16 protein-coding genes are annotated in these 18,990 nt (G+C 70.7%); 2 read left to right on the top strand and 14 right to left on the bottom strand.

All coding sequences use genetic code 11. The annotated features are described in order from the left end of the window. Positions 1 to 2: 2 nt before the first annotated feature. From RCR19_RS22655 to RCR19_RS22635, 5 genes are all read right to left on the bottom strand, one after another. Positions 3 to 848, bottom strand: a complete 846-nt coding sequence (locus RCR19_RS22655; protein WP_220293888.1) for a carbohydrate ABC transporter permease — start codon at positions 846 to 848, stop codon at positions 3 to 5. 5 nt (positions 849 to 853) lie between these two features. Beyond that, complete coding sequence (locus tag RCR19_RS22650; protein ID WP_331269525.1) at positions 854 to 1,750, bottom strand: sugar ABC transporter permease; 897 nt, start codon at positions 1,748 to 1,750, stop codon at positions 854 to 856. A gap of 55 nt (positions 1,751 to 1,805) precedes the next feature. Beyond that, positions 1,806 to 3,110 carry an extracellular solute-binding protein gene (locus RCR19_RS22645; protein ID WP_331266780.1) on the bottom strand — a complete coding sequence of 435 codons (1,305 nt, stop codon included), beginning with the start codon at positions 3,108 to 3,110 and terminating at the stop codon, positions 1,806 to 1,808. 232 nt (positions 3,111 to 3,342) lie between these two features. Beyond that, a complete protein-coding gene (locus RCR19_RS22640; RefSeq protein ID WP_079050316.1) occupies positions 3,343 to 3,621 on the bottom strand; it encodes a DUF3039 domain-containing protein in 279 nt (92 codons plus the stop codon). A 30-nt stretch (positions 3,622 to 3,651) separates the two neighbouring features. Beyond that, the gene (locus RCR19_RS22635; RefSeq protein WP_059127816.1) at positions 3,652 to 4,221 is read right to left on the bottom strand and encodes a YqgE/AlgH family protein; all 570 of its coding nucleotides are present in this window, start codon (positions 4,219 to 4,221) and stop codon (positions 3,652 to 3,654) included. A 308-nt stretch (positions 4,222 to 4,529) separates the two neighbouring features. Here RCR19_RS22635 and murA point away from each other — a divergent pair, with 308 nt between their 5' ends. Then, complete coding sequence (murA, locus tag RCR19_RS22630) at positions 4,530 to 5,870, top strand: UDP-N-acetylglucosamine 1-carboxyvinyltransferase (protein WP_059127815.1); 1,341 nt, start codon at positions 4,530 to 4,532, stop codon at positions 5,868 to 5,870. Positions 5,871 to 6,061: 191 nt separating this feature from the next. On the opposite strand, the gene RCR19_RS22625 is transcribed toward murA, so the two are convergent. The 9 genes from RCR19_RS22625 to RCR19_RS22585 all read right to left on the bottom strand — a co-directional run bounded on the left by RCR19_RS22625 (position 6,062) and on the right by RCR19_RS22585 (position 17,620). Then, complete coding sequence (locus RCR19_RS22625) at positions 6,062 to 6,343, bottom strand: HU family DNA-binding protein (RefSeq protein WP_007382399.1); 282 nt, start codon at positions 6,341 to 6,343, stop codon at positions 6,062 to 6,064. 370 nt (positions 6,344 to 6,713) lie between these two features. Then, the gene (locus RCR19_RS22620; protein ID WP_331266779.1) at positions 6,714 to 8,150 is read right to left on the bottom strand and encodes an NAD-dependent malic enzyme; all 1,437 of its coding nucleotides are present in this window, start codon (positions 8,148 to 8,150) and stop codon (positions 6,714 to 6,716) included. 394 nt (positions 8,151 to 8,544) lie between these two features. Continuing rightward, positions 8,545 to 10,854, bottom strand: coding sequence for a UvrD-helicase domain-containing protein (locus RCR19_RS22615; protein WP_331266778.1), 2,310 nt, complete (start codon positions 10,852 to 10,854; stop codon positions 8,545 to 8,547). 149 nt (positions 10,855 to 11,003) lie between these two features. Continuing rightward, positions 11,004 to 11,825, bottom strand: a complete 822-nt coding sequence (locus tag RCR19_RS22610; RefSeq protein ID WP_331266777.1) for a zf-HC2 domain-containing protein — start codon at positions 11,823 to 11,825, stop codon at positions 11,004 to 11,006. Next, a complete protein-coding gene (locus RCR19_RS22605; protein WP_059127811.1) occupies positions 11,822 to 12,358 on the bottom strand; it encodes a sigma-70 family RNA polymerase sigma factor in 537 nt (178 codons plus the stop codon). The genes RCR19_RS22610 and RCR19_RS22605 overlap by 4 nt, the downstream gene beginning before the upstream one ends. A 569-nt stretch (positions 12,359 to 12,927) precedes the next feature. Next, the gene (locus RCR19_RS22600) at positions 12,928 to 13,512 is read right to left on the bottom strand and encodes a CGNR zinc finger domain-containing protein (protein WP_331266776.1); all 585 of its coding nucleotides are present in this window, start codon (positions 13,510 to 13,512) and stop codon (positions 12,928 to 12,930) included. Positions 13,513 to 13,740: 228 nt separating this feature from the next. Continuing rightward, positions 13,741 to 14,892: a uroporphyrinogen-III synthase gene (locus RCR19_RS22595; protein WP_331266775.1), complete on the bottom strand. Its 1,152-nt coding sequence runs from the start codon at positions 14,890 to 14,892 to the stop codon at positions 13,741 to 13,743. A gap of 128 nt (positions 14,893 to 15,020) precedes the next feature. Continuing rightward, positions 15,021 to 16,403, bottom strand: a complete 1,383-nt coding sequence (locus tag RCR19_RS22590; RefSeq protein WP_331266774.1) for a nitrate/nitrite transporter — start codon at positions 16,401 to 16,403, stop codon at positions 15,021 to 15,023. Between the two features lie 242 nt (positions 16,404 to 16,645). Then, positions 16,646 to 17,620 (bottom strand): LysR family transcriptional regulator, encoded by a 975-nt coding sequence (locus RCR19_RS22585; RefSeq protein ID WP_331266773.1) that lies wholly within the window; start codon positions 17,618 to 17,620, stop codon positions 16,646 to 16,648. An 84-nt stretch (positions 17,621 to 17,704) separates the two neighbouring features. Here RCR19_RS22585 and RCR19_RS22580 point away from each other — a divergent pair, with 84 nt between their 5' ends. Further along, on the top strand, positions 17,705 to 18,949 hold the full coding sequence (locus RCR19_RS22580; protein WP_331266772.1) for an MFS transporter: 1,245 nt from the start codon (positions 17,705 to 17,707) through the stop codon (positions 18,947 to 18,949). The last annotated feature ends 41 nt before the right edge of the window (positions 18,950 to 18,990 follow it).

The following is an 18,990-nucleotide window of genomic DNA, read 5'->3' as shown; positions in this document are numbered from 1 at the left end:
CCTCAATCCTTGAGAGATCCGCCCAGCCCCGATACGAGCCGTCGTTGCACGACGACGAAGAAGACCAGGACCGGAATGGTCATCACCGTCGACGCGGCCATCACGCCTCCCCAGTCCGGCTCATCGGGCTTGTAGAACACCAGAAGTGCCATCGGGAGAGTGGACTGCGAAGTGTCGCTGATGATGAACGACTTGGCGAACAGGAAGTCGTTCCAGGCGGAGATGAAGGAGAACACACTCGTCGCCACCAGGCCGGGCAGTACGAGCGGGAAAAGTATCTGCCACAGGAATCGTGCCCGGCTCGCCCCGTCGAGATGGGCGGCCTCCTCCAGCGCCTCGGGAACCGCCTTCACAAAACCCCGGAGCATCCAGATCGCGAACGGCAGCGAGAAGGCGATGTGGGGCAGGATGAGCGCGCCGAGGGTGTTGAGCTGTCCGAGGTCCCGCATCAGGAAGAACAGCGGGATCGCCAGGGCTTCCACGGGCACCATCTGGGCGACCAGGAACATGATCAGCAAGGTCGTCCGGAAACGGAAGCGGAATCGTGTCACCGCCGTGGCGGCGAGAAACGCGATCAGTGCCGAGGCGACGACGACGCAGCCCGCGACGACAAGGCTGTTGAGGAAGTAACGGCCGAATTCCTGCTGCCCGAAGACGCGGCGGAAGGAATCCAGGGTCGGGGATCCGGTCCACGGACGCGGACGGGTCGACTCGATCTCGCCTGCCGGCTTCACGGCGCTCAGCACCATCCAGTACAGCGGAAAGGCGACCACCGCCGCGATCAGCAGCGCCGACGCCTCCGCCGCCGACCGCCAGGGACGGCGAACGGATCCGCGCACAAGATTCACGAGGGTCACAGCTCCTCCCCCTGCCTGCGCAGCAGCCGCAGATAGCCGAGCGTGACGGCCAGCAGGATCAGCAGGGTCACCACGCCGATCGCCGAGCCGAGGCTGTACTCGGATGACGCGAACGCCTTTTGGTACGCGTACACGTTCAGCACCAGGTTCTGCCCGGCGATGCCGCCGCCGTTGGTCATCACGTAGATCTGTGTGAAGACCTTGAAGTCCCAGATGACCGACTGGATGGTGACGACGGCCAGGATCGGGCGCAGCATCGGCGCGAGCACCGACCACCAGATCCGCCACTGCGAGGCGCCGTCGAGTGCGGCGGCCTCCAGCACCTCGGCCGGGACGGCGCGGATCCCTGCGTACACCGTCACCATCACGAACGGGAAGGAGCACCACACGACTTCGAGCAGCACGAGGAGGAACGCGCTGTAGCGGCCGTACGTCCACGAGTGGTCGCCGAGTCCCAGGAGGCGGTTCACCGGGCCGAAGTCGGGGTCGAAAAGGAACAGCCAGACCGTGGAGCCCGTGACGGCCGGGGTCGCCCATGCCCCGAGGGCGGCCAGCATCAGCGCGAGCCGCGGCACGGCGCGGACGCGGGTGAGCAGCACGGCGAGCGCGCAGCCGACGGCCAGGGTGCACAGGACGCAGGCCGCAGCGAACACGACCGTGGCCAGCAGCACCGACCAGAACTGGTCGTCGGAGAAGAGGGTCGTGTAGTTCCCGAGCCCCCGGAAGCTCGTCGGCTTGCCGCCGCTGACCTGGGCCTGGGTGTACTCCAGGACCGAGATCAGGCCGAGTTGGTAGACGGGGTAGACCAGCAGTCCGCCGAGCACGACGAGGGCGGGGGCGAGATAGAGCCACGGGGTGCGGCCCGCTCGCCGCGCTCCCCGTGTGCGTGTCACGGTCGTGGTGGCGGGCGGGTGCCGGTCCACGACCGTGTCCGGAGCGGCCACCCGCTCAGCCCGCGGAGCCGAACGCGTCGTTCATCTTCTTCGCCGCCTCCGCCGAGGCCGCCCGCACGTCCTTCTTGCCGCTGACGATCTCCTGGAACATCGTCGGCAGGACGAGCGAGGCGTCGATCCGGGCCCACGCCGGGGACACGGGTACGAACCTGGTGCCCGCGGCGAGCGTCCGCACGAACGGCTCGACGAACGGCTCCTCGCGCGCGACCTGCTCACGCACGTCCGTGAACGTCGGCAGGAAGCCCATGGCGTCGAAGAGTTCCTGCTGGGTCCGCTTCGAGGCGAGCCGCTCCATGAGGTCGACGGCGAGGCTCCGGTGCGCGGTGCTCTTCAGGACGCCGATGTTGTTGCCGCCAGCGAACGCCGGCGCGATCTCGCCCTCCTTCAGGCCCGGCAGCGGTACGACGGCGTACTTGCCCTTGACCTTCCCGGCCTCGACCGCCTGGTGGCTGAAGTCGCCGCCGATCGCCATGGCGGCCTTGCCCGCGGCGAAGGCGGTGACCGTGTCGTTGCCGCCCATTTCCGCGCACTTGGCGGCGGGACAGTTGCCGTTGCCGAAGAGCGAGGTGTAGGCGGAGATGCCCGCCCTCGCGGCGGTGCCGTCCACGGCCGCGCTGTACGAACCACCGCTGCCGACGGCGAGTTCACCACCGTGGGCCCAGATGAAGGGCAGCGCACCGTAGGTGTAGGCGCCGCCGACGGCGAGGCCGTACAGACCGGGCCTGGCCGCGTGGACGGCGCGCGCGGTCTCCACCAACTGCGCCAGCGTCTTCGGGGGTTGCAGTCCCAGTTCCTCGAAGACGTCGGTGCGGTAGTAGAGGGCGCGGACGCCGACGAAGTACGGGGCCCCGTAGACGCGGCCGTCGACGGTGACGGACTGACGTGCGGTGGGGTCGGTGTCCTTGGACTCGCTCCATGCGGTGAAGTCCTGGGTGACGTCGGCGAGTCCGCCGTCCTTGACGTAGCCGGCGGTGTCCGTGTTGCCGTACTCGATGACGTCGGGCGCGCTCTTCGGGTCGTTGAAGGCGGCCTTGACGCGCTGGGCGCGGGTCTCCACGGGGATGTACTCGACGGTGACGTCGGCGCCGTCGTGGGCCTTCTCGAAGGCGGTGACCGCCCGGTCGACGACCTGTTCCTTGGGCTTGTTGTCGACCTCCTGGAAGAGCCACACCCGCAGGGTCCCGGTCTTCTCGTCCTTTCCTGAGCCGGAGCCGTCGGCGGTCCGAGGGGCGCACGAGGCGGCGGTGAGGGCCGCGAGCAGAAGGGCGGCCAGACGGGTGGCTGGGGCAGAGAGCTTCATGGAGCATCCTCCGGAGCTGAGCGCGTTGCAATATGCGCAATGGCTGTTTTGCTCTGCACAACACATCGGAGGCTAGGGACTACATGAACATGACGACAAGAGGTCTCCACCACTCTGTGACCACCTGACGCACCCCGTGCAACGGCAGTGCCCCGACAGAAGACACAAAAGCCCCCGGAGTGCATGAAGTGCACTCCGGGGGCTCAGCAGATGCCCGGCGGGAAGCCGATCGCTACTTGTCGCCACCCTTGCCGTCGTCGCCGCTGCCCATGGAGTCGTAGATCTCCTTGCACATGGGGCAAACGGGGTATTTCTTCGGGTCGCGACCCGGTACCCACACCTTGCCGCACAGCGCGACGACGGGCGTACCGTCGAGGGCGCTCGCCATGATCTTGTCCTTCTGGACGTAGTGGGCGAAGCGCTCGTGGTCACCGTCGCCGTGCGACACCTGCGGCGTCGGCTCTACGAGGGTCCCCGTACCAGTGCCGCGCTCGGGCTCAAGAGTGCTCATAGGGCCAAGAGTACTGAAGACTCCCACGCATCAGTTGAGCGTAGGGTCGTCCGGGTAGGTGGCCACCATCGCCAGCTCGCTGCGCTGTCGCCGCAGCACCTCCCGCCACAGCCGCTCCGGCTCCGGGGAGGACACGTCGCCCGGTTCCGACTCGACGACGTACCACGCGCCTTCCACGAGCTCGTCCTCGAGCTGCCCCGGACCCCAGCCCGCGTACCCGGCGAAGATGCGCAGTGAACCGAGGGCCTTGGCGAGCAGCTCCGGCGGTGCCTCCAGGTCGACAAGACCGATGGCCCCGTGCACCCGCCGCCAGCCGAGCGGGGCCCGCTCCCCGGACCCGCCGGGGATCACCGCCACGCCGAGCGCCGAGTCCAGCGAGACCGGACCGCCCTGGAAGACGACACCGGGTTCGCCCGCGAGTTCCGCCCAGCCCTCCAGGATGTCTCCCACGTCCACCGGGGTGGGGCGGTTGAGGACCACACCGAGCGAGCCCTCCTCGTCGTGGTCGAGGAGAAGCACCACAGCGCGGTCGAAGTTCGGGTCCGCCAAGGCGGGTGTGGCCACGAGCAGCCGCCCTGTGAGCGAGGACACCTCGGTCATGGCAGACATGATCCCGCATCTTGCCTCCGTGTGGAGAGGCAATGCGGGTACGCGGGTGAATGCGGTCGGTGACCGGACAGGCCGCCTGGTGAGGGCCCGTTCCCGAGAGGCGCCGGGAGAGCGGAGGGCGGGTGGTCGGCGTGCGGGCGCCCGTGACGGGTGGTAACCCCGTGCGTCCGGTTACGCACGGTTCGTGTTGTGGCAAAGCTATGACGTAGCCCGGAGGTCCTCGGGCTTACTTGCGGGGGGTGGACGGCCATTACGCTTACGTCTCCGGCCCCTGCCCAACTCCACGGAACGCGAGATCCATGACCGTCAACGACGATGTCCTGCTTGTCCACGGCGGAACCCCCCTGGAGGGCGAAATCCGTGTCCGCGGCGCGAAGAACCTCGTGCCGAAGGCCATGGTCGCCGCCCTGCTGGGCAGTGCGCCGAGCCGCCTGCGCAACGTTCCCGACATCCGCGACGTGCGTGTGGTGCGCGGACTGCTGCAACTGCACGGTGTGACGGTCCGTCCGGGCGAGGAGCCCGGTGAGCTGGTGCTCGACCCGACGCACGTCGAGAGCGCGAACGTCGCTGACATCGACGCCCACGCGGGCTCGTCGCGCATCCCGATCCTCTTCTGCGGCCCCCTGCTGCACCGGCTGGGCCATGCGTTCATCCCCGGCCTCGGCGGCTGCGACATCGGCGGCCGCCCCATCGACTTCCACTTCGACGTGCTGCGGCAGTTCGGCGCCACCATCGAGAAGCGCGCGGACGGCCAGTACCTGGAGGCACCCAAGGGGCTGCGCGGCACGAAGATCCGGCTGCCCTACCCGTCCGTCGGCGCCACCGAGCAGGTCCTGCTGACGGCCGTGCTCGCCGAGGGTGTCACCGAACTGTCCAACGCGGCCGTCGAACCGGAGATCGAGGACCTCATCTGCGTGCTGCAGAAGATGGGCGCGATCATCGCGATGGACACCGACCGCACGATCCGCATCACCGGTGTGGACAAACTCGGCGGTTACGCCCACCGCGCCCTCCCGGACCGTCTGGAGGCCGCCTCCTGGGCGTCGGCGGCGCTGGCGACCGAGGGCAACATCTACGTCCGCGGGGCGCAGCAGCGCTCGATGATGACGTTCCTGAACACCTATCGGAAGGTGGGCGGCGCCTTCGAGATCGACGACGAGGGCATCCGCTTCTGGCACCCCGGCGGCCAGCTGAAGTCCATCGCGCTGGAGACGGACGTGCACCCGGGCTTCCAGACGGACTGGCAGCAGCCCCTGGTGGTCGCCCTGACGCAGGCCACGGGCCTGTCGATCATCCACGAGACGGTCTACGAGTCCCGCCTCGGCTTCACCTCCGCGCTCAACCAGATGGGTGCACACATCCAGCTCTACCGCGAGTGCCTCGGCGGCTCCGACTGCCGCTTCGGGCAGCGCAACTTCCTCCACTCCGCGGTCGTTTCGGGCCCGACCAAGCTCCAGGGCGCCGACCTGGTCATCCCCGACCTGCGCGGCGGGTTCTCGTACCTGATCGCGGCCCTCGCCGCCCAGGGCACGTCCCGGGTCCACGGCATCGACCTCATCAACCGCGGCTACGAGAACTTCATGGACAAGCTCGTGGAGCTGGGCGCGAAGGTCGAGCTGCCGGGCAAGGCGCTCGGCTGAGGCCACCAGGACAGCGCTAGGGGCGGCCACCCGAACCGGGTGACCGCCCCTTCGGCCTTACTGGGCCCGTACGCCGTCCCGAGGAGCGTCTGCGGGCCTCGTTACGCCGTCCCGTGGCGGTACGGCCTGTGTTGCGCCGTTCCGTGACGGTACGGCCTCGTACGCCGTCCCGCGGCGTACGACCGGCAAGGTCACTTGCCCTTGGCGGCTTCCTTGAGCTTGGAGCCCGCGGAGACCTTCACGCTGTAGCCGGCCGGGATCTGGATGGGGTCGCCGGTCTGCGGGTTGCGCGCGGTGCGAGCGGCACGGTGGGTGCGCTCGAAGGTCAGGAAGCCGGGGATGGTGACCTTCTCGTCGCCCTTGGCGACGATCTCGCCGACGGTCTCGGCGAACGCGGCCAGCACGGCGTCGGCGTCCTTGCGGGTCACCTCGGCGCGGTCGGCCAGCGCGGCCACCAGCTCACTGCGGTTCATGTTGTTACTCCCGTGTTCTTCTTGCCGTTGAGGCGTGCCACGCGGCGGAGCCGCATGATGGGCACGGCGAAGCCGATGCTGCCAGGGTCCTCGGTGGGTCCCCGGACCCGGGTCCGTCGTCAGACCCTCGCGCCCGAAGACGCATCCTGCCCCCACCTGCGGCGGGAAAGCCAATCCGGCACCCGTAGGAGCCACGAGAACACCCTTGGGAGTCACACGAAAGCGCCACGGCCTCGCTGTGGTGACGCTCCGCCCCCTCCCGGCAACGGACCGCAGGCCCCTGGGGCCATGAGCCTGGCCGCCACCATAGAGGGCGGCCAGGGCTCCGGGGTTCCGCGACGCGCCGGACACGCGGCCACCGTGGCCATGGTCACAGTGCGACAGGGCCGGACTGCTGGCCCGACGCCGCCGTCCTCGCCGCTTCCCGCACCGCACCCGCCACCGCGCCGGCGACCTTCTCGTTGAAGACGCTCGGGACGATGTAGTTCGGGTTCAGCTCGTCCTCGGTCACCACGTCCGCGAGGGCGGTAGCGGCGGCCAGCATCATGTCCGTGTTGACGGTGCGGGACTGCGCGTCCAGCAGACCGCGGAAGACGCCGGGGAACACCAGGACGTTGTTGATCTGGTTCGGGAAGTCGGAGCGGCCCGTGGCCACAACGGCCGCCGTCTGACGAGCGATTGCGGGGTCGACCTCGGGGTCGGGATTCGCGAGCGCGAACACGATCGCGCCGTCGGCCATGGCGGCGACGTCGTCGCCGTCGAGGACGTTCGGGGCGGAGACGCCGATGAAGACGTCCGCGTCGTGCACGGCCTCCTTGAGCGTGCCCGTCAGGCCCTCGGGGTTGGTGTTGTCGGCGATCCAGCGCAGCGGCGAGTCCGCGGCGGCGGCCACCAGGTCCTCGCGGCCGCTGTGCACGACGCCGTGGATGTCGGCGACGACCGCGTTCTTCACCCCCGCCGCGAGCAGCAGCTTGAGGATCGCCGTACCGGCCGCGCCCGCGCCCGACATGACGACCCGAACGCTCTCGATCGCCTTGCCCACCACACGAAGCGCGTTGGTCAGGGCCGCGAGCACCACGATCGCGGTGCCGTGCTGGTCGTCGTGGAAGACCGGGATGTCGAGGGCCTCGCGCAGCCGTGCCTCGATCTCGAAGCAGCGGGGTGCCGAGATGTCCTCGAGGTTGATCCCGGCGAAGCCGGGGGCGATCGCCTTGACGATCTCGACGATCGCGTCGGTGTCCTGGGTGTCGAGGCAGAGCGGCCAGGCGTCGATGCCGGCGAACCGCTTGAAGAGCGCCGCCTTGCCCTCCATCACGGGCAGTGCGGCCTTCGGGCCGATGTTGCCGAGGCCCAGCACGGCCGACCCGTCCGTCACGACCGCAACGGAGTTGCGCTTGATGGTCAGACGGCGGGCGTCCTCCGGGTTCTCCGCGATCGCCATGCAGACGCGCGCCACGCCCGGGGTGTAGATCATGGAGAGGTCGTCACGGTTGCGGATGGGGTGCTTCGACGCCATCTCGATCTTGCCGCCGAGGTGCATGAGGAAGGTACGGTCCGAGACCTTGCCCAGGGTCACGCCCTCGATGCCGCGCAGCTTCCCGACGATCTCCTCGGCGTGGGAGGTCGAGGTGGCGGCGATGGTGACGTCGATACGGAGCTTCTCGTGGCCCGACGCGGTGACGTCGAGGCCCGTCACCGAGCCTCCGGAGGACTCCACGGCCGTGGTGAGCTGGGAGACCGCGGTTCCGCTCGCGGGCACCTCCAGCCGGACCGTCATCGAGTAGGAGACGCTGGGCGCCGTTGCCATGGCCGACTTCCTCTGCTTTCACCGTGTCGCGTATGTGCCGTCCGATCGTCGCACCTACCGGGGAGTACGTGGTAGCCGCCCCGGATTGCGAACCTTGTGTTCAGCCGGCGTACGTTCGGAAAGCATCTTTGACCATACGAGAGGGCGGTCGCGGCGGCCAAGAGTGTCACCACAGACGCCAGAGGTCCGCGCCACCTCGTGACGCGGACCTCTGCGACGTTCATGACACCGACCCGCCATGCTCGCCTCGCGGCAAGTGGTCGCTCGTAGCGACGAAGGTTGGGCCCGGGGGCTTGGATCGAGCCGGTGTCACACCCAGGCTAACAAACGGATCCCGTAAGGCCATTCCCGCACCGGAAGTTCATTTCCGCCGACCCGCGCAGGCCTCCCCCGATCAGTCCCGCAACAGGTCCGGAACTCCGGCACTGTCCGGTTCGTCACGCTCCCCCGAGACCACCGTCAGCTGTTGCGTCGCCCGGGTGAGGGCCACGTAGAGCACGCGCAGTCCCGCGGGGCTCTCGTCGGCGATCTCCGCGGGCGAGACGACGACGGTCGCGTCGTACTCCAGCCCCTTGGCCTCCAGGCTGCCGAGCGCCACCACCCGGTCGCCGAGCCCTTCGAGCCAGCGGGCCGCCTCGTCGCGCCGGTTCATGGCGACGACGACGCCGACCGTCCCGTCGACGCGGGCCAGCAGCCTGGCGGCCTCCTCGCGGACCGTTCGGCCCAGCGACCCGTGCACGGCCGCGAAACGCGGCTCGACACCGGTGGACCGCACGGCGGAGGGGGACTCGGAGCCCGGCATCGCGAGCGCCAGCACCTTCGAGGCCAGTTCGGCGATCTCCGCCGGGTTGCGGTAGTTCACCGTGAGGGTGAAACGGCGGCGCGGGCGGGTGCCCAGGGCCTCCTCACGGGCCTCGGCCGCCTCGTCCGGATCGGACCAGGAGGACTGGGCCGGATCGCCGACCACCGTCCAGGTGGCGTGCCGGCCGCGCCGCCCGACCATCCGCCACTGCATCGGGGTGACGTCCTGCGCCTCGTCCACGATCACGTGCGCGTACTCGGTACGCTCCGCCGCGAGCCGCTCGGCGCGCTCGCGCTGGGTCTCCTCGCGGACGGGCATCAGCTCCTCCAGCCCGGTCAGCTGGTCCAGCGGGTCCAGCTCGCGCTTCTTCTTCGGGCGGGCCGGCTGGCCGAGGACGGCCTGGAGCTCGTCCAGCATCGCCACGTCGTGCACGGACAGGCCGTCCCGCTTCAGGGAGCGCGCGACCCTGCGCACCTCGCCGGGGCTGAGGATGCGCCGCCCCCAGCGGCCGAGACGCCTCTCGTCGGCCATGGTGTCCAGCACGGCCTGCGGGGTCAGCTCCGGCCACCAGGCGGCCAGGAAGTCGAGGAAGGCGTCCTCCGAGGCGACGTCCTCGTCGAAGGAGGAGCGCAGCTCGGCGGCCAGTTCGGGGTCGGTGTGCCGATGGGCCGAGCCGGAGCGCGCCCACAGGGCGTCGAGCAGCAGCTTGCGGGCGCGCGGGCGCAGCAGGTTCACCGGGGCGGTGCCGCCCAGGGCGGTGCGCCGGATGCGCTCCAGTTCCTCGGCTTCCAGTTCGAGGCGGCGGCCGAATGCGACGACCCGCAGCCGGGTGGGTGCCTCGTTGGTCTCCAGGGCGCCGCGGGCGGCCTTCCGCAGCACCTTGAGCATGCGGTACGAGCCCTTGGCACGGGCGACCGACGGGGAGTCGTACAGCGTGGCCTGCACCCCGTCGACGAGCGAGCCGATCGCCCGGATGGCGACCTGGCCCTCCTCGCCCAGCGAGGGCAGCACTCCTTCGGTGTACGCGACCAGCAGAGGCGTGGGCGAGACGATCAGGATGCCGCCCGCGTATCTGCGCCGGTCCTGGTAGAGGAGGTAGGCGGCCCGGTGCAGGGCGACGGCCGTCTTGCCCGTGCCGGGACCGCCCTCGACGTAGGTCACGGAGGAGGCGGGGGCCCGGATCACCAGGTCCTGCTCGGCCTGGATCGACGCCACGATGTCCCGCATGGTGTGCGTGCGGGCCTGGCCGAGGGCCGCCATCAGGGCGCCGTCACCGATCACGGGCAGTTCGCGGCCGTCGAGGGTCGCCGTCAGCTCGGGCCGCATCAGGTCGTCCTCGACGCCCAGCACCTGGCGCCCCTTGGAGCGGATGACCCGGCGGCGGACCACCCGCCCGGGGTCGACCGGTGTGGAGCGGTAAAAGGGAGCCGCGGCGGGCGCGCGCCAGTCGATGACCAGCGGCGCGTACTCCTCGTCGAGGACTCCGATACGGCCGATGTGCAGGGTCTCGGCGATGTCGGCGGTGTTGTCCGGCCGCACCGCGCCCTCGGCGGGCTCGACCGCCGTGTACGCGCCGTCCGGGCCCTTCTTGCCGTCCCTGCCCCGCAGCAGGTCGATGCGGCCGAAGAGGAAGTCCTCGAACTCGTTGTTGAGCCTGTTCAGGTGTACGCCCGCGCGGAAGACCTGCGCGTCCCGCTCGGCCAGGGCTCCTGGTGTGCCGACGTGCCCGCGCTGGGCGGCGTCGTGCATCAGGAACTCCGCCTCGTGGATCTTCTCCTCCAAGCGCCGGTACACCCGGTCCAGGTGTTCCTGTTCGACGCTGATCTCCCGGTCGCGGAGCGAGTCGTGCGCGGACTTGCCGACCGGGCCGAGCGCGGTTTCCTGTTGAACCTGAGCGGCCACCGGGCCCCCTTCTGACGTGCTGGGCAGCCGTCTACCGTACGCGAAGGGGGCCCGAAGAGGCTACGGCCTGCTCCGGACCCCCACACGAGTCGGCCCGCGGCGTCCCTCGTTCGTACGCCGCGGGGTTGCTCAGGCAGGTGTGGGAACGCCTACGCGTCCACCTCCACCAGTTTCTTCCCGTCGAAGGTCATGACCTCGAAGTGGTCGATCTCGTTCGGTGTGAAGGCGGCGCCGCCGTGGACGTAGAGGGGCTCCTTGGCCTGCTCGGTCTTGGCGTTCGTGATGCCGTAGCCCCACTTCGGGACGGCCCACGAGGTGACCGTCTCGCGCTCGCCGTTCTTGCCGACGGCGATCAGCGAGCACTTGAGCGGACCCGTGACGTTCTTCAGCTGGAGCACCGCGTGCGTGCCCCAGTCCCTGGGCTCCATCGCCACCACGGCGTTGACCTTGGTGCTCGGGTCGGTCCCCGCGTGCTTGTCGCTCATGACCTGGAAGGCCTGCTGGGCGGGGCCCATGGCCATCGGATCGGTGGCGCCCTGGTCACTGCCGCCGTTCACCGCCATCACGGTGAGCGGACCGCCGATGATCAGGGCGGCCGCCGCCGCGACGAGGTAGAAACCGCGACGGCGCTTCTGGGCCCGCCGTTCGGACACGTCGTCGATCAGCCGCTCGACCAGCCGGGGGCTGGGCCTGGCCGACAGGGACTCGCCGATGGCCGGAGACCCCTGGCTGCCGGGCAGATCCGCGAGGGCGGCCAGCATCGGCTCCATGCCCGCGAGATCGTCCAGTTGCTGTGCGCACCAGTCGCAGGTGGCGAGGTGGGCCTCGAAGGCCGTGGCCTCGGCGTCGTCCAGGATCCCGAGGGCGTAGGCGCCGACGGTCTCGTGGATGTCGCCCTGTCCCTGGGGGCCTTGTGGACCTCGCACGGCCCCAGGGCCGCCAGTGCCGAACCCCCCGTACACATTGCTCATGCCGTCACCCCCCGCTCCTCCAGTGCCAGCTTCATGGACCGCAGGGCGTAGAACACCCTTGAGCGCACCGTTCCGCTGGGGATGCCGAGCGTTTCGGCCGCCTCATTGACCGTACGCCCTTTGAAGTACGTTTCGACCAGGACCTCCCGGTGGGCCGGGGTCAGGTCGTCCAGCGCGTCCGACAGTGTCATCAGCCACAACGCCTTGTCGATCTCGTCCTCCGCGGGGATGACCTCCAGCGGCGACGGGTCGACCTCCTGCGGCCGGGCCTGCCGGCTGCGGTGACCGTCGATGACGATGCGCCGGGCGACCGTCACCAGCCAGGGGCGTACCGAACCGGTTGCTCGATTGAGCTGACCGGCGTTCTTCCAGGCACGGATGAGTGTCTCCTGCACGACGTCCTCGGCGCGCTGCCGGTCGCCGGCGACCAGGCGCAGCACATAGGCGAGCAGGGGTCCCGCGTGTTCCCGATACAGGGCACGCATCAGCTCCTCGTCGGGTTCCGGCGAGGAGGACGCCGCGGACGAGGTCATGCGATGTCGGGCCCTTGGCCTTCGTTCATCAGCCACGGCGGAATCCTTGCGCACGCCTACCTCCGGTGTCCGGGGGTTCCCCCAGTCGGTCGCTCGCATCGGGATACGGGAGCGGGCACCACCGTGTTCAAAGTGAGACCAGAATTTTCTTGGGCGAGGTGTGGGAGGCCACACCGCTGGGCACTCATTTCTCCCTCAAGGGGACATACGGCCGCTGCGCCCGAGAGACGCAGGTCACAGCGGCAGCGGGCTTCACTCCCGCGGCACGCCGGATCATCCTGTGAAAATTTCCCTTGACTTCGATGGAGGAATTGTCGAGGTCTTCACGGTCCGTTTCGGATTCGGCCACCATTTGCCATGACTCGCCCGTTTCCAGCGAGTTCCGCGAAAGCCTCTTTTTCTGCGACAGAAGGCCTACTTTCGGCGACGGTCCGATCCCTTTCCGTCACCATTCCGCTTTCTCCCCCTCCGCGGTCCCGTTCCGCGGTACGGACGTCGGCCGGGCACGGGACTGCCCGCTCCGGGCGCGGCAGGGCTCCGGGCGCGGCAGGCTCCGGGCGCCGCGGGGTTCAGGCCCGGGCGAGCGCGGCCCGCCGGCGGTGGCGGGCCACGCGCTCCCGGTTGCCGCACACCTCGCTCGAGCACCAGCGGCGACGGCGGCCCCGGGACGTGTCCAGGTACACGATGGGGCAGTTGTCGCCCTCGCACTGCCGCAGGCTCGCCCGGGCAGCGGGGTCCGTCAGCAGTTCGATCGTCTCGCGGGCCACCACGGCGAGCAGTTCCTCGCAGCGCGGCACCGTACGCAGCCCACGCACCAGCCCGCCGTCCGCCGCCCGCATCGCGCACGGCGCAGGCGGTGCTCCCCGTGCCACCGTGTTCACCCGCGCCAGCGCCCCGTCGGCCGGCCGGCCCTCCAATTCCCCGCGCACCAACTGGCCGATGTGAGCACGCAGTTCGAGGAAGGCCGACAGCCAGTCCGGGTCCACCTCGGCCAGCGGCGTGCCCGCCGGGACGAGCCCGGCACCGGCGATCCACGCCCGCAACCGCTCCACCGAGTCGAGCCGTTCCTCGGGATGCGTCGTCGCCAGCAGGTCCAGGCAGATCCGCCCGGAGTCGAACCGCAGCTCGTAGGAGGCCGTGGCGCCGGTTGCCATGTGCCTGTCACCGCCTTGGGTTGCCGCCGTGGGCGGCCGGTGAGGTCCACCGGGCGGACGTGTCCGCTCGAGGGCGCTGCCGGGAGAGCCGTACCGGAGGTCGTACCCCCGTTCGTACCCACTACGATGCCCGTCCGCACCCGCACCGGAAAGGCCCCGTTCGCCCCGCGTCCGACGAGGACCGCGCACGCGCCCACGCGCCCCGGGGCGGTCGCCCGGCAGGACGGCTCACACGTCGGCGTACTTGGACTCGGCCGCCGGGTCGAGCGCGAGCCGGTAGCCGCGCTTGACCACGGTCTGGATCAGCCGGGGCGCCCCCAGGGCCGTGCGCAGCCGGGCCATCGCCGTCTCCACGGCATGCTCGTCCCGCCCGGCGCCCGGCAGTGCCCGCAGCAGCTCGGCCCGGGCGACCACCCAGCCCGGGCGCCGGCACAGGGCACGCAGCAGGGACATACCGGCGGGCGGCACGGGCCGCAGCTCCCCGTCCACCACCACGGCATGCCCGCGGATCTCCACCCGGTGGCCCGCGACGGGCAACGCACGGGCCCGGCCGGGCAGTTCCTGGCACAACAGCTGGACGAGCGGGCCCAGCCGGAAGCGTTCGGGCTGGATCGTGTCGAGGCCCCGCGCCTGGAGCGGAAGCGCGGTGACGGGGCCGACGCAGGCGGGCACCACGTCGTGGTGGAGGGCGGCGAGCGTCGCGGACAGCAGCCCGCGTTCCTCGGCCCGGGAGAGCAGGGACGCGGCGGCGGGCGCACTGGTGAAGGTGAGGGCGTCGAGCCCCCGTGCGACGGTCGCGTCGAGCAGCCGGTCGAGGGGCGCCGGGTCCTCCGGCGGCATCCACCGGTACACGGGCACCCCGACGACCTCGGCACCCCCTTCCCGCAGCGCCTCCACGAAGCCGGGCAGCGGCTCGCCGTGCAACTGGACGGCGACACGGCGCCCTTCGACGCCTTCGTCCAGCAGCCGGTCCAGTACCTCGGCCATCGACTCCGAGGTGGGCGACCACTCCTCGGTCAGTCCGGCGGCGCGGATGGCGCCCTTGACCTTCGGTCCGCGGGCCAGCAGTTCCACCTCGCGCAGCCGGGCGATCAGATCCCGCCCGAGACCCCAGCCGTCGGCGGCCTCGACCCAGCCCCGGAAGCCGATCGCGGTGGTGGCGACCACGACGTCCGGCGCCCGGTCGATCAGCTCCTCGGTGGCGGCGAGCAGTTCGCCGTCGTCGGCGAGCGGAACGATGCGCAGGGCGGGGGCGTGCAGCACCGCCGCACCGCGCCGCTGGAGCAGGGCGCCCAGCTCGTCGGCCCGCCGCGCGGCCGTCACCCCCACGGTGAACCCCCCGAGCGGGCCGTGTTCGGTTCGGTGCTGGTTGTCGTCCATGGCTGTCGTCCCGCACTCGAGTCGTCGTAACTGCCTGCCTGCCTGACGTACCGGGGTACCCGGATGCCGACCGAGCCTGTCAACGGCGCGTGACGGGCCCGGTTCGACTCCATGTCGCCGGTGTTACGTCACACCTCGGCATAGCCGAGCTGCGGCTTCGCCTCCGAGGCAGCGACGTCGGCCCGGGGTTCGGCGGCCGGACGGCGAAGGTATACGGCCCACGTCACCGCGAACGCCGCGGCGTAGAAGGCGAGGAAGGCCAGGAACGCGCCCGTCCCCGATCCATGGGAGAGGAAGGATTGCCGGAAGGCGAGGTTGATGCCCACGCCGCCGAGCGCGCCCACCGCCCCGATCAGCCCCATGGCGGCACCGGACAGCCGGCGGCCGTACGAGACGGCCTCCTCCCCGGTGAGCCCCCGGGCGGCGGCCTTGGTCCGGAAGATGCCGGGGATCATCTTGTACGTCGATCCGTTGCCGAGCCCGCTGAGCACGAACAGCACCACGAAGACGGCGACGAACAGCGGCAGCGACTTCCGCGCACCGGCCACGACCAGCACCGCGGTGGCGGCGGCCATGGCGATGAAGTTCCACAGGGTGATCCTCGCACCGCCGTACCGGTCCGCGAGCCGGCCGCCCACGGGGCGGACGAGGGAGCCGAGGAGCGGGCCGATGAAGGTGAGGTAGGCCGCCTGCAGCGGAGTCCGTCCGAACTCGTTCTGGAGCTCCTGCCCGAAGGCGAAGCTGTAGCCGATGAAGGACCCGAAGGTGCCGATGTACAGGAAGGACATGATCCAGGTGTGGACGTCCTTCGCGGCCTCGAGGGCGGCGCCGGTGTCGTTCCTGACGGACGTGATGTTGTCCATGAACAGCGCGGCGAGCACGGCGGCCACGACCACGAGCGGGATGTAGATCCCGAGCAGCACCCGTGGCCCACCGCTCGCGCCGATGACCGCGAGCGCGACGAGCTGGATGACGGGCACGCCGATGTTGCCCCCGCCGGCGTTGAGTCCGAGGGCCCATCCCTTCTTCCGCAACGGGAAGAAGGCGTTGATGTTGGTCATGGAGGAGGCGAAGTTGCCGCCGCCGATTCCGGCGAGCAGCCCGACCCACAGGAAGGTGGAGAAGGAGGTACCCGGCTCCATGACGGCAAACGCGGCGACGGTCGGGATCAGCAGCAGACCGGCGGAGACGACCGTCCAGTTCCGCCCGCCGAAGGCGGCCACCGCGAAGGTGTAGGGCACGCGGACGACGGCCCCGACGAGCGTGACCACCGAGGTGAGCAGGAACTTGTCGGCGGGAGTCAGGCCGTACTCGGGTCCCATGAAGAGCACGAGCACCGACCACAGGGTCCAGACCGAGAAGCCGATGTGCTCGGAGAGGACCGACAGGACGAGATTGCGCCGGGCGGTCCTCTCCCCGGTCTGCCTCCAGAAGGTCTCGTCCTCCGGGTCCCAGTGGTCGATCCAGCGGCCTCCCCCGCGCGGTGCGGGAGCTGTGTTCGGGGCTGACATGGCGCCTCCACGGTTCTCCGGTGCCCTGACGTCGTACGCGCTGACGAGACCCGAAGGTAGGAACAACGCGTTTCCGCGCTGTGGCCCCGGGTGACCGGAAGGGAACGTTGCTCTCACGCGCTGCGAAGGGACACGGTGAGGCGGGCCGCCGCCCGGTCGTCGAAACGCCCTGGGCACAGGGCTCTGCCGGCGGCGAAGGCCTGACCGGTGCCGCGATTCGACCTCCGGGCCCGGCCCCGGACTCAGCCGGCGCCCATCACAAGTGCGTCCGCGGCCGGAAGCCATGCCCCGTCCGCGGGGCGCAACCACCGGTCCTCCGCACCCAGTTCGACCGCAGACCGTCGAAGCGCATCGATTCCGGGATGGGCCACGCCCTTTCGCCACACCAGGGACACGGGTGACAGGGGAACCGGGTCGACCAGCGGCCGCAGCACCATCCGCGGCAGGGGTGGGAAGTCCACCACGGCCAGGATCGGGTCTCCCCGCTTCGCCATGATCCGCTGGAATTCCTCCGCGCCCACGGCGAGCGGAGCGGGGGGCGCCAGCCGTATGCCCCGGTTCTCGAAGAGGCGCCGCGCGAGGTCCGTCCACTCCGGGGTCCTCGGGTTCCCGGCACCCGCGTACACGGTCTCACCGGCCAGTTCGGACAGCGGCACCTCGGCCAGGGGCGCAAGCCGATGGTCCTCGGGCAGGACGATCGCCATCCGCTCGTAGCGCACCGGCTGCTGGTCCAGCCGCGCCCGGACCGCAGGGTCCAGTCCCGCGAACCGCCCGAAGGACACATCGAGGCGTCCGGCCAGTATCTCCGCGGCGGCCCCGGTCAGCCCGCTTTCGTAGCGCGCCATCAGGTCGATGTCCGGGACGAGTTCACGAGCCCGTTCGAGGACCCGGCCGCCGATCAGACCGGGGCTGTTGACGTCCACCAGCAGGGGCCGCTCGGGCTCCGCGGCCCGCCCGAACGCGGCGAGCAGCGCACTCTGCGCCTCCAGGACCCGGCGCGCGTACGGCAGCAGGCGCGCGCCGTCGGGTGTCAGCGCCACCTGGCGGGTGGTGCGGACGAACAGCTCGGCGCCCAGTTCCCGTTCCAGCCGGCGGATGTCGCGGCTGAGCGCCTGCTGGGCCACGTAGAGACGGCTCGCCGCCCGGGTGAAGTGGAGCTCCTCCGCCACGGCGAGAAACGAGCGCAGGAGGCGGGTGTCGAGGCCGGTGGCGGGCATCCGGGAAACCTACAACCCAGGTGCGTCAATCGCCATGGATTTCGGTGTTGGACGCCAGGTCAGAGCCTGGGCGAGGGTTGATCCATGTCGCAGGCCGCCTCCGCAGCAGATCCGTCCAGGAACCCCTACCGCCGTCTCTTCGCCCTGCCCGGCACGCTTGCCTTCACGATCGGGAACCTCGTGGCGCGGCTCCCCATGGGCATGTTCAGTGTGAGCGCGGTGATCATGATCGCGGGGGCGCGCGGCTCGTACGCGCTCGCCGGCGCCGTCACCGCCACCGGTCTGCTGGCCACGGCCGTCGTCGCGCCCTGGGTCGCGCGCCTGGTGGACCGCCACGGCCAGGCCCGGATCGCCGTACCCGCGACGGCGTTCGCCCTGCTCGGCGGCCTGTCCCTGCTCCTCTGCGTGCACTACGACGCCCCGGACTGGACCCTCTTCGCCGCCTATGCCGCCACGGCCACCACACCCAACATCGGCGGTATGTCCCGCGCTCGCTGGGCCCATCTCTTCAAGAGCGAGCCCGAGGCCCTGCACACCGCGAACTCCTTCGAACAGGCTGCGGACGAACTGTGTTTCATGCTCGGGCCGGTGCTCGCCGCCTTCCTGTGCGGCACGCTGTTCCCGGAGGCGGGCACCCTGGCCGGCGGGATCCTGCTGATGGCGGGCATGCTGCTCTTCACCGCGCAGCGGGCGACGGAACCGCCGCCGAGCCGGGGCACCGGAGCGGCTCCACCGCTCCGCGCCCCCGGCATGCCCCCGCTCCTGCTCGGTCTTCTCGCCACCGGCGCGGTCTTCGGTTCGATGGAGGTCGTCACCATCGCGTTCGCGGACGCGCAGGGGCACAGGTCGGCCGCGGGTGCCGTACTCGCCCTCCAGGCCGCGGGGTCGTGCGCCGCCGGCCTGCTGTACGGCGCGCTGAAGCCGACCGGACCCGCCGAGCTCCACCACCCCTGGTGCCTGGCCGCCATGACGGGCCTGATGAGCCTGCCCCTGCTCGCGGCCCGTACCACCGGCTCGCTGACCGCCCTGGCACCGGCCCTCCTGCTGGCGGGCATGGCCACCGCCCCCACCATGGTCACGACGATGACCCTGGTACAGCAGCGCACCCCCGAGGGCCGGTTGAACGAGGGCATGACCCTCGCGGTCACCGGCCTGCTGGGCGGCGTCGCCGGTGGTTCCGCCGTCGGCGGCTGGGCGGCGGAGCATCTGTCCCCGGCCACCGGCTTCGCGGTACCGACTGCCGCGGCGGCCCTCGCTCTGCTGATCGCGACCGGCCACACCGCCGCCACCCGCAACAAGCGGCGCACGGCGGCCTCCCGGCGCCCCTGACGAAACCCGCACCGGGCCGCTTCCCCACCCGGACGACCGAC

Source organism: Streptomyces sp. WAC07094 (assembly GCF_036320405.1).
Lineage (GTDB): Bacteria > Actinomycetota > Actinomycetes > Streptomycetales > Streptomycetaceae > Streptomyces > Streptomyces lannensis.
The sequence above is the reverse complement of the archived record's forward strand: the minus strand, read 5'-3'. Positions and strand labels throughout refer to the sequence as shown.

Bases quoted from the DNA above. Each gene is read 5' to 3' on its own strand.
- RCR19_RS22645 (WP_331266780.1), bottom strand. From the start codon at position 3,110: ATGAAGCTCTCTGCCCCAGCCACCCGTCTGGCCGCCCTTCTGCTCGCG.
- RCR19_RS22640 (WP_079050316.1), bottom strand. From the start codon at position 3,621: ATGAGCACTCTTGAGCCCGAGCGCGGCACTGGTACGGGGACCCTCGTA.
- RCR19_RS22635 (WP_059127816.1), bottom strand. From the start codon at position 4,221: ATGACCGAGGTGTCCTCGCTCACAGGGCGGCTGCTCGTGGCCACACCC.
- murA (WP_059127815.1), top strand. From the start codon at position 4,530: ATGACCGTCAACGACGATGTCCTGCTTGTCCACGGCGGAACCCCCCTG.
- RCR19_RS22625 (WP_007382399.1), bottom strand. From the start codon at position 6,343: ATGAACCGCAGTGAGCTGGTGGCCGCGCTGGCCGACCGCGCCGAGGTG.
- RCR19_RS22620 (WP_331266779.1), bottom strand. From the start codon at position 8,150: ATGGCAACGGCGCCCAGCGTCTCCTACTCGATGACGGTCCGGCTGGAG.
- RCR19_RS22610 (WP_331266777.1), bottom strand. From the start codon at position 11,825: ATGAGCAATGTGTACGGGGGGTTCGGCACTGGCGGCCCTGGGGCCGTG.
- RCR19_RS22605 (WP_059127811.1), bottom strand. From the start codon at position 12,358: ATGACCTCGTCCGCGGCGTCCTCCTCGCCGGAACCCGACGAGGAGCTG.
- RCR19_RS22600 (WP_331266776.1), bottom strand. From the start codon at position 13,512: ATGGCAACCGGCGCCACGGCCTCCTACGAGCTGCGGTTCGACTCCGGG.
- RCR19_RS22595 (WP_331266775.1), bottom strand. From the start codon at position 14,892: ATGGACGACAACCAGCACCGAACCGAACACGGCCCGCTCGGGGGGTTC.
- RCR19_RS22590 (WP_331266774.1), bottom strand. From the start codon at position 16,403: ATGTCAGCCCCGAACACAGCTCCCGCACCGCGCGGGGGAGGCCGCTGG.
- RCR19_RS22585 (WP_331266773.1), bottom strand. From the start codon at position 17,620: ATGCCCGCCACCGGCCTCGACACCCGCCTCCTGCGCTCGTTTCTCGCC.
- RCR19_RS22580 (WP_331266772.1), top strand. From the start codon at position 17,705: ATGTCGCAGGCCGCCTCCGCAGCAGATCCGTCCAGGAACCCCTACCGC.